This is a genomic window from Flavobacterium sp. HSC-32F16, assembly GCF_024171645.1.
Lineage (GTDB): Bacteria > Bacteroidota > Bacteroidia > Flavobacteriales > Flavobacteriaceae > Flavobacterium.
In genome coordinates this window covers 69,030-82,340 of sequence record NZ_JALKAC010000012.1, presented here as the reverse complement: position 1 = coordinate 82,340, position 13,311 = coordinate 69,030, and the positions used below count along the sequence as shown (strand labels likewise).

The following is a 13,311-nucleotide window of genomic DNA, read 5'->3' as shown; positions in this document are numbered from 1 at the left end:
TCCCATTTTTTGAAATCCGGCGCATTATTGTTTGTAATAAAATCTTAATAAAAAGCTGTAAAAACAGCAAGGATAAAGGGCTGACAGCTGAAATATATAATTTCTAAAAAGTGTCAACCATTTCTTTCGCGGCCAAATGTAGAGCAAAAATAAAGCTGTGAATAGTCAATTCGGACATATTTTAGTCTCAATAAGAACCAGTATAACCTGCGAGAAAAACTCTACGTAAAAACCGCAATAAGTGTTTCTAAAACACTATTATTTAAATAATTATGATTTTTACAAATTAGAAAAGCTCAGAGTATTCAAGTAAGCAAAAATATTTTTTTTTGCCATTTCGGTTTTTTAATTCCCTAAAAACGAGCCTCTGAAGGAAGCTGTCCAAATCTTTTTTTGAAACTCGATGCAAATCTGCCGGGGGAATCGTAACCTGCAATTACTGCAATTTCCTGAATATCAAAATCTGATTTCTTAACTAATTGCCGTGCCAGCATCATGTTTTTTTCTTTATGATATTGCAGCATCGAAAAACCAAAAACAGCTTTAAAATTTGTTTTTAATTTTGTCGGCGATGTATTTACTTCTTTGGCTATATACTCTATTCCGATAAAAGGAAGATGCAGATTTTGAAGGATAATTTTTTCTGCTCTCGAAACGTTCAGATAGTCCAGATTACTCAAAGAAATATTATCTTCAATTCGGCTGTCAATAAAACAATTATTAAAAAACTCTGTCATTAATTTCATTGATTTCTTTTTAATCGCAATATTATCAGCTTCAGAGTTAGTTTCTTTTTCTAATAAATCAGATAAATCGTCCCCCACTTCATGTGCCTTCTGCGAAATATCGAGCCAGGTATATGAACCTCTTTTGCCATTCAGAAATTTTAAAATAGTTTTCCTTTCTTTGAACTTTTTAGAAGTCAAATTCTTTTTTGCCCAGTCTTTTCGAATAGCTATACTAAAGAATTTTCCATCTGCCTGCTTATAAAAATAACTTGAAATCTCCGTATTCGGTTTACTAATTGTCCAGCAGGTACTTAAAAGACTTAATGCACTTCCATCCTTTAAAGGAAATTTATATTCGAAAATCGAAAAAGTCAAAAGATAATATTCACTGGATTGTTTTTCATCATAGCCAGACAAAGCCATGATGTTTTCTTTCATGTTTAAATAAAAAGTTAAAAGCCAGAATCCTTCGTCCATTTCTCTGTAATACATTTTTGCTTTGCACAAAGAAGTATTAAAAGTAATAAGTCTTTTTTCTGGAAAATGCCTCGTAATAGGAAGCTTTAACATACTGTCCAGCATTATCTGCGGAGAGTTAAATAAATAAGGAAATTGAAAAAAACCATCTTTTAGCAAAAAAAGATATTTTTGAATATGTTTAGGCCAATTATCTAAAGTCATAAGATTAAAGCAGTTCTAGGCGGATATTTTATTTTGGCAGACCTTATGGTCATGAGGTATTTTAGTATGCAAAAATAAAAATAACCAGCATATAATCTTTAAAAAAGATGCGATTAGAAGTTAAGAAATTTTAAATAACTTTGAAAACTACTATGCAGACAAAACTCCGGGAACATATCGAAAAAATCATTCCGTTAACAAATGATGAATTCTCATTTATAAACGGGCATTTTTCTACTAAAAAATTCAAAAAACATCAGTTTATAATTCAAAAAGGCGATCCTGCTCCTTGCTCTTATTTTGTAGTTTCAGGACTTTTAAAGTTGGTTTACACCGATGATTCTGGCAAAGAACATATCGTATCTTTTGCTATGGAAGACTGGTGGGAAAGCGATTATTACGCCTTCTTTACTCAAACAGAAGCTACAATGTCTTTAGAATGTCTGGAAGATACCGAAGTACTTTGTTTTACATTTGAAGGCTATAAAAACCTTTGTAGCGGCCTTCAAAAAATGGAACGTTTCTTCCTGGAAAAAGCCAATTTTGGATTCCTAAGTTCACAACGTCGTATTATTTCCTGGATGACTTCAAGCTCAAAAGAACGTTACGAACAGTTTCTTAAACAATACCCGTCATTAACGCAGCGAATACCCAAAAGTCTTATCGCTTCTTATTTAGGCGTTTCGCGAGAAACCTTAAGCCGATTATCGTCATAATGTGACAAACCTCACTTTTTATTCGTGACTAATGTCAAGACCCAATTCCGTTTCTTATTTACAATTTTGTGGTATAAATTTTAAATAAAAAAGAAATGGAAAAAAGAATCATAAACCCGTGGGAATGGCAAAATGAACGCAGTTATGTACAAGCCGTAGAAGTAAAAAATCCGCAGGGAACCTTATACGTTTCAGGCCAAACCGCTATAAGCCCCGACGGAATTTCGAGTAATGAAAACATGGAATCTCAAATAAAGCTTGCCATAAAAAACCTCGAACAAGTAATCACAGAGGCGGGTTATGAATGCAGCGGTATTGTGAGATTGAATATCTACACAACAGCAACCCATGAACTTTGGCCTCATTTTTCTATCATTCAGGATTGGGCTGCCAAACACAATATCAAACAAGCTACCACTTTAATGGAAGTAAAAAGCCTCTTCGAAACCTTAAAAGTTGAACTTGAAGCGACTGTAGTTAGATAAACTTTTTGCTTTTTCAGAGTCAAAAAATCCTCCAATTGCCTTCATAATTCTGTTTCATTACAAAGTTTTTCTGAGTTATTACAAAATTGGGCACTGCCTGTTTCGGATAAACTCATTTTGTTTTAAAATTGCGCTGATTTTATAGAGTAATCTCTCAAAAATCTATTCTTTTCTCCCATAAAAAGCAGAATAGATTTTCGGGAATTTTAAATTAAAGCAAAATGAAAAAATTTAGAAACAGTATTTTTTATGTTGGCATTATTGGAGGATTTTCGCTTCTAATGTATTGGATAATCCAAATGGGGGTAAAACTCGAAACCGGTAGAAACCTTACTATTCAAACCTCAGATAAAAACCAATTAGCCGAATTTCTTGACTCGCTGATTAAAAACCTGCATCACCCTTTAGCCCTTTTATTAGCACAAATCGTAACCATCATTTTCGTTGCCAGAATTTTTGGCTGGATCTGTATAAAAATGAAACAGCCTGCCGTTATTGGCGAAATGATTGCCGGAATTGTTATGGGTCCTTCACTTATAGGAATGTATTTTCCGGAATTTTCTGCCATGTTATTCCCAGCTGAATCACTTGGAAACCTTCAGTTTTTAAGCCAGATTGGTTTAATCCTCTTTATGTACATTGTAGGTATGGAGATCGACATGAAAATTCTTCGAAACAAAGCCCACGATGCCGTAGTTATAAGTCATGCAAGTATCATTATTCCTTTTGTTTTAGGTATGGGACTTGCCTATTTTATTTATGACGAATTTGCTCCTGCCAATGTTCAGTTTACTTCATTTGGGTTATTTGCCGGAATTGCCATGAGTATTACCGCATTTCCTGTTTTGGCAAGAATTGTGCAGGAACGCGGTATTCATAAAACAAGATTAGGAACTATTGTAATTACCTGCGCCGCAGCAGATGATATTACAGCATGGTGTATATTGGCAGTTGTAATTGCCATTGTAAAAGCCGGATCTTTTGGAAGCGCAATATACACAGTCCTTCTGGCTATTGGTTATGTGATACTAATGGTAAAAGTGGTTCGTCCGTTCTTAAAAAGAATTGGAGATTTATACAGCTCAAACGAAAAGTTAAGCAAACCAATCGTAGCAATCTTTTTCTTAACCCTTGTTATCTCTTCTTATTTAACAGAAGTTATTGGTATCCACGCTTTATTTGGCGCTTTCATCGCAGGTGCCATAATGCCGGAAAATGTACGTTTCAGAAACCTGTTTATTGAAAAAGTAGAAGACGTTGCATTGGTTCTTTTGTTACCGCTTTTCTTTGTATTTACAGGTTTAAGAACACAAATTGGGTTATTAAATGAACCTTATTTATGGAAAATAGCCGGAGTAATTTTTCTTGTTGCTGTAATTGGAAAATTCGTCAGCAGTACTTTGGCTGCCAAATTTGTCGGACAGAACTGGAAAGACAGTTTATCTATTGGAGCGCTGATGAACACGCGCGGCTTAACTGAATTAGTTGCCTTAAACATTGGTTACGATTTAGGAGTTTTAACTCCGGAACTATTTTCAATGATGGTAATTATGGCGCTTGCTACAACCTTTATGACCGGACCAGCTTTAGATTTAATCAATTGGTTATTTAAAGGGCAAAAAGAAGAGTCAGAAAATGATATTGTATTAAAAAACAAATACCGCATTTTATTATCATTTGATAAACCTGATTCTGGAAAAGCTTTGCTTAAAGTTGCCGATGGTTTGACCAGTAAAAGAACCGAAAGCTCCGAAATTACAGCCATGCATTTCCTCCCGACAGAAGAAATACATCATTACAATACCGAAACATATGAAACAGAAAGTTTCAAGGAAGTTATAGGGGAATCTATAGAACTAAACAGAAACATTACAACTATGTTTAAGGCTTCTTCAGATATTGATAACGAAATTGTAACTGTTGCCAATAAAAGCAGACACGACTTACTGTTAGTTGGAATTGGACGCTCTATTTATGAAGGAAGTTTATTAGGAAAAGTGCTTGGTTTTACTACTCGTATCATTAATCCGGAGAAACTTATTAATACCGTTACCGGAAAAGAAAACATATTAGAATCGGCTCTTTTTGATGACGGAACAAAGCAGATTATTGCAAAATCTCAAATTCCGGTAGGAATCCTGATTGACAAAGATTTAAAAGATCTTTCGACGATATTTATTCCTTTATTTGAATCAAAAGACTGGGAATTGATTCAGCCTTATGTCCAAAAATTCATTCATAATTCATCCAGCAAAATTGTTGTTTTGGATACCGAAGGAAAAATCATCTCCGATTTAGACACTAAAGAAAAAATCAGATTGATGGAAATGGCGGCTCCAAATCAACTCTCATTAAAAAATGAAAGACCTGTAGAAAAGGATTTCCTAAATGAACAAAACCTGATGCTGATTACTATTGAAGGCTGGAAACGTCTGGTAGACACCAAAACTTCATGGCTGTCTGACATTCCTTCCACTTTAATAATTTCAGAAGAAAAAAAATAAATTCCACTAAAAATGCCTCTTTCACACAAAGAGGCATTTTTATTTCAGATTATATATTAAAAACACCGTCTTTCACCTTAAAAGCCCACGAAGCCATTGCATCAATAACCGGCAGTAAACCTTCTCCGGCTGTGCTGAGTCTATAGGTTACAAAAGGCGGTACAACAGGTTTGGCCTCTCTAATTACTAAACCGTCGGCTTCTAATTGTTTTAGATGCTGGATGAGCATTTTTTCGGTCACAGCCGGAATAGCTCTTTTTAATTCGCTGTAACGCATATCACCAGTAGACAAGTGATAAACAATTATGGGTTTCCAGTAACCTCCAATTTTCTCCATTACAAATGTTACAGGACATTTTTCTAAAGCATACTGCTTATTTTCCTGAATAGTCGATGTTTCTTTAATTGCTGTCATAATACATACTTTAGGGTAAGTACTTGTATAAAAGTAAGTACAAAGATACCTTTGTAACTGTAATAAAAAAAATTATATATATGAAAATTATAGTATCAGGTTCTTTAGGGAACATCGGAAAACCTTTAGCAGAAAAACTTATAAACGCTGGACACGACGTAACGGTAATCAGCAGTGACTTGAACAAAAAAGCCGCAATCGAAAATTTAGGCGCAAAAGCAGCGATTGGTTCTGTAAGCGACAGCACTTTTTTAACAGAAACATTCAATGGTGCCGATGCGCTTTTTGCAATGACACCGCCAAATTTAGGAGGCCAAAACGTAATAGCAAATACTACCGAAGCAGGCCGCGCTTTCGCGAAAGCCATAGCAGCGGCAAGCATTAAACGTGTTGTGATGTTAAGCAGCATTGGAGCTGATCTTCCAACCGGAAACGGACCAATTGCCGGACTTTACCATATTGAAAAATTGTACAACGAATTGAATACTTCTGTCACGTTTTTAAGAGCTGGTTACTTCTTTAACAACTTTTATAATGATGTTCTGATGATTAAAGGCGTGGGAATTATGGGCGGGAATTTTCCTTCAGATGCAAAAATACCTTTAGTTCATCCAGTAGATATTGCTCAGGCGGCTGCCGAAGAATTAGCAGAAACTCCATCAGGAAAAAACATCCGCTACATTATAAGTGATGTTCGCACGCCGGGTGATATTGCTAAAGTGTTAGGAACTGCCATTGATAAATTAGATTTACCCTGGGTTGAATTTACTGATGAACAATCGCTGCAAGGAATGACACAAGCAGGAATACCAGAAGAAATTGCCAAACTATATACTGAAATGGGGACAGGTTTACGCAATGGAAAAATTGCCGAAGATTTCTTAAAAAGCAATCTGTCTGTCGATGGAAAAACAAAACTGGAAGACTTTGCAAAAGAATTTGCTTTAAAATTCTAAATACAATTCGTAACAAAAAAAGCAGCAAACATACTTGCTGCTTTTTTTGTTTTACTCATTTATAAAAATAGTTTACAAATAAACCCTTCTGCTTTTTAATAGTTTTTTATTAACTAAAAAAAAACTTATTTTATCATTTTTATAACTTTTATCAGCTATTTTTAAAATGCTTCTCTCTAAGTTTGCATAAATTATTCTATACGCAAACATGAAATATAAAATACAAGCCCTTACAGAAATCTCTATTGAAAAAAAACTTAGAAAAAATTTTTTATTGATTCCTCTAGCTACTTTAATTCTTGCTTCACTGCTATCTCTATCAATTGCTTATTGCATGAATTTATACGAAAAAGGATATTATTGGGCATTTATTCCGGCAGGTTTTTTCGTTCATTCTTTTTTAATAATCACGGTTCACGATGGTTCTCATAAAGCAATTACAAAAACTAAATTGGACCGTTTTATTTTAAACTTATGTTCTGCCTTAGTTTTTCTTCCTTTTTATGGGGAACATTACAGAAAGTATCATTTAATTCATCACGGATATACAAATACCGATTTTGATCCGCTCTCTTCTTCAAAATCTAAATATATATATCAAAAAAATCGCTTTCTATATATTTTATTAGAATCGATTCCTCTTTTGTATACTTTTTACCTAATTTTTGATTTTAATAATAAGGAAAGCACAAAAAAAGTAAACAGTGCATTAAAAATTAATCGAATGTATTTTTTAATTACCATCTGCATAAGTATAATTTGGTTCTGGTTACTTCAACCTCCTGTTTATTTTGTTTTATTTACACTTATATTTTTAAATATCATTTCGGCAGTAAGAAGCTGGTGTGAACATATGGGAACTTCTTTAGAGCACAAAACAAATACTTATTGGTTTCCAATGGGATTTGGTATTGGCAATCACGATGTTCACCATGAATATCCAAATTTATCATGGTTAACTTTGGCTATTGGATTAACAAAAAGAGAGAAAAACTCAAATCCTGTAAAAAGTATAAAAGGGATTTTATTAGATAAAAAATTCACTTTTTATAATGTAAAATAGGCCGCAGCTAAACATTATCTTATATAAAAAGCCAGCAAAATAATAATTTGCTGGCTTTTTTATGTATAGAAATTAAGACCATTATCTTAATCCGGATTTGCCAGAATCTTATACAATTCGGCATTTGAAATATAAAACTGATTCTCGATTCCTATTTGAGATAACTTAGCGCTAACCAGATTATTTTCTCTTGAATTAATCAGGAATATGGAGCTTTCGCCAAAAGAGAACAATTTCTCTTCGGAAGTAAGCATAGTTGTATAATCTTTTACCAGATTATCAATTACATTTTTCTGTCTTCTTAAAGAAGCAATTTCTGTTTGCTGCGCTTTAATTTTGTTTTTCAATTCAAGTCGCTGCTGCTCAATATCAAACTTTAAATCCTGAATTTTAAGTTTGGCTATTTTAAGGCTTCCCCTTTCCTTTCTCAGGAAAATCGGAATACTGAAATCTACATTAAACTTATAATCATCGGCATTAAAAGAATCAAAATAAGCAGGTTCTGAAATATAATTATAACCCACATTTAATTTTGGCAGTAATGAATTTGCTTTCAGTTTTCTGCCAATTTCAAGCATATCCATTTTGGTTTCCAAAGCCTGAATTTTTGGGTGAGATTCCAGACTTTCAACATCAACCATCATAGCATCAGTTTTAAGCGTTCCTTCAACGGTAAGAATTAAATTTTCTTCTGGTTTAACCAGTTCATCCAATTCAACCGGCACATTTTCAATCCACAAATAATTAGAAAGATATAGTTTAGCTTTTGCCAGTTTCAAGTTTCCGTTCTCTACGTTTAATTCACGGTTTCTCACTGTTATTCCGGCTTCAACGCTGTCTATTGCAGGAGAATCACCCAGTTCAATCAATTTTTTTACACCCTGAAAACGAGTGCTCGCAAAACCTAAATATCTTTTATAAAGTTCTGCTTCATTATAGCTTTTTCTCCACTCAAAATACGCTTCACTCGCTTTGTACAAAACCTCAATTGCTTTCAGTTTTCTTTGGGCATCACTCAACTTCAACTGTAGTTTTCCTTCTCTTACATCGGCCATACGCTGATTGATAAACATTCCCTGTCCCAATGCAACGCTGATTCCTAAAGAAGTTAATCCGGCTTCAGGCGTACGATTCTGCGGATTGTAATATTGCCCGTCTGTATCATCAAATCCCGCTTTAATTTCAATTCCATACCAAGTCGGAATTTTAAAACTGCTGTTTAATAAGGAATAATATTCTGTTCCTTTAAACTCTTTTTTGCTGTAATCTACTTCAATTTTAGGATCAAATCCACCACGTGCCATCATAAGCATGGCCTGAGCGTTGCTTATTTCAAGATTTGCCTGTTTTACCAATGGATGGTATTTTTTTACATATCCTAAAAACTCGCTGTAACTTAATTCCTCTTTATTAAAATCCTGGCTGTATACATTAGAAAAACCTAATAAAAATAAAAGAGAAAACAGCACTGCAGCGTATTTCAATTTATTTTTTGTCTTTACCATCCTTTGCTTCTTTTTCACCTGAATTATAATAGTTTGGCGGAAACCCGTTTAGGTTTCGCCATATTTCATACCAAACCGAAACCGTTTCCAGCAAAGCAATACTTTGCGCCCCTGCTCCAATGCTTAGTTCTTTCGGCCATTTATTATCTACTCCATCAGGAGAAATCAGTACTCTGTATTTTCCATTCGAACTGATAAAATTTTCGATTGCTACTACCCTTCCTCCATACGTTCCATATGATAATCCCGGCCATCCGGAGAAAACAATTCTAGGCCATCCGTCAAACCAGACTCTCACTTTTGCACCACGATGAACTAACGGAAGATCAATAGGATCAACATAGGTTTCTACTGCGATATCATAAATTGAAGGCATAATACTTACAATTGGAGTTCCCTCTTTAATAGTCTCTCCAAGCCCAGCCAGTAAAGCTCGGTTTACATAACCGCTCTGCGGTGCCGTAATATAGTACAAACCGTTTCTTAAACTATAATTTACATATTGGTTTTGAAGTTTATTTACCTGAGCTTCTGTATCGTATTGTGTACTTAATGCAGTAAATTTATCACTTCTTGATTTCGAAATCTTCTCTGAATATTCAGCCGTAATACGATTAATTTCAACTCTGGCATTTATTAATTCATTTTTACTGCTTAAAAGTTTATTTTGCTGTGTAATGATATACGCTTCAGATTCCTGAAGTTTTAATCTTTTCTGCTCAACATCTGTAAGCGGCTTTAAACCTTCTTTATTAAGCGCCGTAGAACGGTCGAATTGTGTTCTGGCAATTCTTAACTGCGTTTTTACCGCTTCAAGATCCATACTGTCACTTTTAATTTTAAGCTGGGCTTGTTTAATTTTATTTTGAGCTTGCTGTAATTTTAATTCTCTTTCTGTATTAAGGGACTGAGCCTGAACATCAAGAGAGTTTACTTTGTCTCCATACGATTCTACCGCCATTTTTTTTGCATCGACCTGCTGTTTGGTATTGTTAACCAAATTGGGATCTAAGTAATCTTCTTTTACCTCCGAAATAAAAACAATCGTATCGCCTTTCTTAACATAATCCCCTTCCTGAACATACCATTTTTCGATACGTCCCGCAATAGCATTATGTACCGTTTGTGGTCTTTGATCTGGTTTTAACGTCGTAACCGAACCGCTTCCTGAAATATTCTGTGTCCAAGGCAGGAAAAGACAGGCAACCAAAAATATCAGAAACACAATGATTATCCTGTTTAAAATTTGGTAATGAGGTCTCTTGGCAACACTTGTAATAGATTTGTATTTACCTGGAGTTATAAGTATATTATTATCTTTTGATATATTGAGCATGATTATAGCTTTATGTCGTTAATAATTTTTCCATCGTCAATTGTTACCATACGGCCGCATTTATTCTTCCAAATATCATTTTTAGAAGTAACAATTACCGTCCAGTCATTTTCTTCAGAAAGTAAAAAATCAACAATTTTACCTGAAGTCAATTCATCCATTTTATCAACAGGATCTTCAAGGAATAATATATTAGGTTTGTTCACAATACTTCTTGCCAAAAGAATTTTTTGCACATCTGAAGCCGAAAGTTCACGTCCTCCCGGATGAATCTGATGTTCCAGTCCGTTCGGGAAAGTTTTAATATCCGGCGTTAAACCAACATTGTCTAAAGCCCATTTTAAATCGTCATTATTAAGGGTTTCGTTTCCAAAAAGAATATTTTCTCTAATCGTTCCCGCAAATAGTGTGTCGCCTTGTAAAAATGTTCCCGCCTGCGCTCTGTATGTATCTTCGTCAAGACGGTTCATATAATTGTCTGTTACATACATAGCACCGCTTTCCGGCTCAAGTAAACCGGCAAGTAAGCGTAATAATGTACTTTTTCCGGCACCATTTGTTCCTCTTAAAATAATCTTTTCACCCTGAGATATTTTCAGGTTAATATTTTTAAGAGACTTTTTATTATGTTCCGGATAGTTGTAGGCTACACTTTCGGTTTCAATATTAATACCGGTATCGCTAACCGCAGATGTATTGGGAATACATGAAATTTTCATATCCGTAACCTGTCCAATTTTTTCTACAGAGGTTAAAACATCATAAAAAGATTCCAGACCAAAGATTATTTTTTCGACAGAATTGATCAGCAATACGATTACAATTTCAGCTGCCACAAACTGCCCAATGTTCATTTGATGGTGAATTACCAGAAAACCACCAATCGACAATAAGGCAGCTGTAACAATTACTTTAAAAATAGTAAGCTGAATGTATTGTTTTTTCATTACCTGAAAGTGTTTTTCACGGTAATTTACATATTGACTAACATACCCGTCGTTTCTTTCTAATGCATATTCAAAACCTCCTTTTCGGCGGAAACTTTCGCGGTTGCGTGCTATTTCCTGAAGCCAGGCCGCTACTTTATATTTAAACTTCGATTCGTTAAGACTCGTTTCAAGTCCGTCTCGGTACGAAAATTTAAAGATGATATACAAAATAGCAATAAACAAAAGGCCGATTACCATGAAGAAAGAATGGTATAAAACCAATAAAATAATACCCAGTCCCACCTGTAGGAAAGCCGTGCAGAAGTCTAGTAATAGTTTTGCCGTTCCTTTTTGAACCATTAAAGTATCAAAGAAACGGTTTGCTTTTTCAGGCGCATATTCAGAATACATTTCTTTAAATTTAATTAAAGGCATTCTGTAAGCGAATTCAAAAGAGGAACGAACAAAAATTCGCTGCTGCAAATTTTCAACTATTCTAAGCTGTAAAATAGTTAGGATTCCGCCAAAACCAACTCCAATAGTAACCAGAATCACTAAAACGATCCAGGAAACACTAAGTTGTCCGCTTTGAATAAAATTAATAATCGCCTGTATTCCTAAAGGCAGAGAAAGATTGACCAAACCGGCAAAAGCAGCATAAAATATAATTTGATATACGTCGCGCTTATCCAGCCTTAGTAAGTTGTAAAAACGTTGTAATGGTGTCATGAATTTATATATAAATACAAGATTAATAGATAGATATTAATATACGGTAAATACCGTATTAAGGATTACAAAAATTATCCTAATCCTAACAAAATTAAGTATTTATATGATAACTCGAGGAGGCGGTATATCAATTTTGCCATGAAACCCAAATGAAAAAACAGAATTATCTATATAGTTTTTTCCTTGTTCCTTTAATTGAAAGCTGCAACCAGCCATTGTAGTATGCGACGGAACTAAATATTCTAATAACAAAATTCCTTTTGCGAGTTTAGTCGTTTTGGTGTCTTTTGTTTCATAATCGTCCAGTTCTTCAGGGATTCCATCGCACTTAAAAATTTTCTTTAAAAAATTGCAGGTAAGTCCTTTTACTGAATGTACTTCAGAATTGTTATTTACAATTCGCCCAAAAGTACCTGATAAGTTTATACTGCTCATTAAAAAATAGCCGATTAGTAACGCCTGAAGGCATTTACATAAAAGGCTATTTTTGATTCTGTTAAGCATTGTAAAAAAATAAATTAAGGGCGCAAGTTAAAACTAAATTTTTATCGCAACATTAGAATAACATTAGAATTCAAATTATTATCAAACCCAGATTTTACTGACTTCTTACTAATAAAAACATAAAAAAAGCGGCACATTGGCCGCTATATATTTTAAATTAAAAAAGAGATTTTTTAATCCCAGTTATTGTTTTTTGAAGCTGAAATTTTTCCTCCCCCAGTAAAAAACAAAGCAAGTGATCCAAAGAAATATAACCCTAGAAGTTCTAATTCCCAGCCTCCATGATCGCTTATTTTAAAAATATCTGCGCTGTGTGCCATTAAAACGGCTATTACGCAATTAATCGCGAGAATTAGGGCAGCAATTCTGGTTCTAAAACCAATTATGATTAAGATTGGAGCCAGGATCTCGCCTATTAAAACTCCATAGGCAAAGAAACCCGGAAGTCCTTTTTCTACAAGCATACCGCTTATAAATTCTAAGCCTCCTCCAAATTTAGAAATACCATGTAAAAGCATTAAAAATCCAATTGCAATACGAAGTATCAGCAAACCAAAATCGTTGTTTTTTCTCATCTTTCTTTTTAATAAATTTAGTAAAACAATTCAGTGTTTCTTACAAACGAACAGTGTGTAATTTAACTGCTAAGTATAAAAATAATGAAAAATATATTTTAATAAACGTTCTCAAAATATCTTTATCAACATCATTAACCAAAAAAAAATATCATAAGTAAGCAAGCATTCATTTATTATTA

The 13,311-nt window shown here is 34.0% G+C and carries 12 protein-coding genes; 5 read left to right on the top strand and 7 right to left on the bottom strand.

Going from position 1 to position 13,311, the window contains the following annotated elements:
- Window positions 1-353: 353 nt before the first annotated feature.
- The gene (locus L1276_RS23905) at window positions 354-1,409 is read right to left on the bottom strand and encodes a helix-turn-helix domain-containing protein (RefSeq protein ID WP_253792260.1); all 1,056 of its coding nucleotides are present in this window, start codon (window positions 1,407-1,409) and stop codon (window positions 354-356) included.
- 152 nt (window positions 1,410-1,561) lie between these two features.
- On the opposite strand from L1276_RS23905, the gene L1276_RS23900 reads away from it, so the two are divergent.
- The 3 genes from L1276_RS23900 to L1276_RS23890 all read left to right on the top strand — a co-directional run bounded on the left by L1276_RS23900 (window position 1,562) and on the right by L1276_RS23890 (window position 5,114).
- On the top strand, window positions 1,562-2,125 hold the full coding sequence (locus tag L1276_RS23900; protein ID WP_253792257.1) for a Crp/Fnr family transcriptional regulator: 564 nt from the start codon (window positions 1,562-1,564) through the stop codon (window positions 2,123-2,125).
- 95 nt (window positions 2,126-2,220) lie between these two features.
- A complete protein-coding gene (locus tag L1276_RS23895) occupies window positions 2,221-2,610 on the top strand; it encodes a RidA family protein (protein WP_253792254.1) in 390 nt (129 codons plus the stop codon).
- 221 nt (window positions 2,611-2,831) lie between these two features.
- Window positions 2,832-5,114, top strand: coding sequence for a cation:proton antiporter (locus tag L1276_RS23890; RefSeq protein WP_253792251.1), 2,283 nt, complete (start codon window positions 2,832-2,834; stop codon window positions 5,112-5,114).
- A gap of 49 nt (window positions 5,115-5,163) precedes the next feature.
- Here the strand turns inward: L1276_RS23890 and L1276_RS23885 are convergent, their stop codons facing one another.
- Window positions 5,164-5,529 carry a helix-turn-helix domain-containing protein gene (locus L1276_RS23885; protein WP_253792249.1) on the bottom strand — a complete coding sequence of 122 codons (366 nt, stop codon included), beginning with the start codon at window positions 5,527-5,529 and terminating at the stop codon, window positions 5,164-5,166.
- A gap of 80 nt (window positions 5,530-5,609) precedes the next feature.
- Between L1276_RS23885 and L1276_RS23880 the strand changes: the two genes are divergently transcribed.
- Together L1276_RS23880 and L1276_RS23875 are read left to right on the top strand one after the other, a co-directional pair.
- On the top strand, window positions 5,610-6,485 hold the full coding sequence (locus tag L1276_RS23880; RefSeq protein ID WP_253792246.1) for an NAD(P)H-binding protein: 876 nt from the start codon (window positions 5,610-5,612) through the stop codon (window positions 6,483-6,485).
- Window positions 6,486-6,693: 208 nt separating this feature from the next.
- Window positions 6,694-7,548, top strand: coding sequence for a fatty acid desaturase (locus tag L1276_RS23875; RefSeq protein ID WP_253792244.1), 855 nt, complete (start codon window positions 6,694-6,696; stop codon window positions 7,546-7,548).
- An 86-nt stretch (window positions 7,549-7,634) separates the two neighbouring features.
- On the opposite strand, the gene L1276_RS23870 is transcribed toward L1276_RS23875, so the two are convergent.
- From L1276_RS23870 to L1276_RS23850, 5 genes are all read right to left on the bottom strand, one after another.
- A complete protein-coding gene (locus tag L1276_RS23870; protein ID WP_253792241.1) occupies window positions 7,635-9,053 on the bottom strand; it encodes a TolC family protein in 1,419 nt (472 codons plus the stop codon).
- Window positions 9,034-10,389, bottom strand: a complete 1,356-nt coding sequence (locus tag L1276_RS23865) for an HlyD family secretion protein (RefSeq protein WP_253792238.1) — start codon at window positions 10,387-10,389, stop codon at window positions 9,034-9,036. The genes L1276_RS23870 and L1276_RS23865 overlap by 20 nt, the downstream gene beginning before the upstream one ends.
- A 2-nt stretch (window positions 10,390-10,391) precedes the next feature.
- Window positions 10,392-12,047, bottom strand: coding sequence for a peptidase domain-containing ABC transporter (locus L1276_RS23860; protein ID WP_253792234.1), 1,656 nt, complete (start codon window positions 12,045-12,047; stop codon window positions 10,392-10,394).
- A gap of 102 nt (window positions 12,048-12,149) precedes the next feature.
- The gene (locus L1276_RS23855) at window positions 12,150-12,485 is read right to left on the bottom strand and encodes a hypothetical protein (protein ID WP_253792232.1); all 336 of its coding nucleotides are present in this window, start codon (window positions 12,483-12,485) and stop codon (window positions 12,150-12,152) included.
- A 242-nt stretch (window positions 12,486-12,727) separates the two neighbouring features.
- A complete protein-coding gene (locus L1276_RS23850; RefSeq protein ID WP_253792229.1) occupies window positions 12,728-13,129 on the bottom strand; it encodes a DoxX family protein in 402 nt (133 codons plus the stop codon).
- Window positions 13,130-13,311 lie beyond the last annotated feature (182 nt).

What these genes read in the sequence shown, in the direction of transcription:
- L1276_RS23870 (WP_253792241.1), bottom strand. Translation starts at nt 9,053, where the DNA reads ATGGTAAAGACAAAAAATAAATTGAAATACGCTGCAGTGCTGTTTTCT.
- L1276_RS23850 (WP_253792229.1), bottom strand. Translation starts at nt 13,129, where the DNA reads ATGAGAAAAAACAACGATTTTGGTTTGCTGATACTTCGTATTGCAATT.
- L1276_RS23890 (WP_253792251.1), top strand. Translation starts at nt 2,832, where the DNA reads ATGAAAAAATTTAGAAACAGTATTTTTTATGTTGGCATTATTGGAGGA.
- L1276_RS23875 (WP_253792244.1), top strand. Translation starts at nt 6,694, where the DNA reads ATGAAATATAAAATACAAGCCCTTACAGAAATCTCTATTGAAAAAAAA.
- L1276_RS23865 (WP_253792238.1), bottom strand. Translation starts at nt 10,389, where the DNA reads ATGCTCAATATATCAAAAGATAATAATATACTTATAACTCCAGGTAAA.
- L1276_RS23855 (WP_253792232.1), bottom strand. Translation starts at nt 12,485, where the DNA reads ATGAGCAGTATAAACTTATCAGGTACTTTTGGGCGAATTGTAAATAAC.
- L1276_RS23900 (WP_253792257.1), top strand. Translation starts at nt 1,562, where the DNA reads ATGCAGACAAAACTCCGGGAACATATCGAAAAAATCATTCCGTTAACA.
- L1276_RS23885 (WP_253792249.1), bottom strand. Translation starts at nt 5,529, where the DNA reads ATGACAGCAATTAAAGAAACATCGACTATTCAGGAAAATAAGCAGTAT.
- L1276_RS23905 (WP_253792260.1), bottom strand. Translation starts at nt 1,409, where the DNA reads ATGACTTTAGATAATTGGCCTAAACATATTCAAAAATATCTTTTTTTG.
- L1276_RS23880 (WP_253792246.1), top strand. Translation starts at nt 5,610, where the DNA reads ATGAAAATTATAGTATCAGGTTCTTTAGGGAACATCGGAAAACCTTTA.
- L1276_RS23860 (WP_253792234.1), bottom strand. Translation starts at nt 12,047, where the DNA reads ATGACACCATTACAACGTTTTTACAACTTACTAAGGCTGGATAAGCGC.
- L1276_RS23895 (WP_253792254.1), top strand. Translation starts at nt 2,221, where the DNA reads ATGGAAAAAAGAATCATAAACCCGTGGGAATGGCAAAATGAACGCAGT.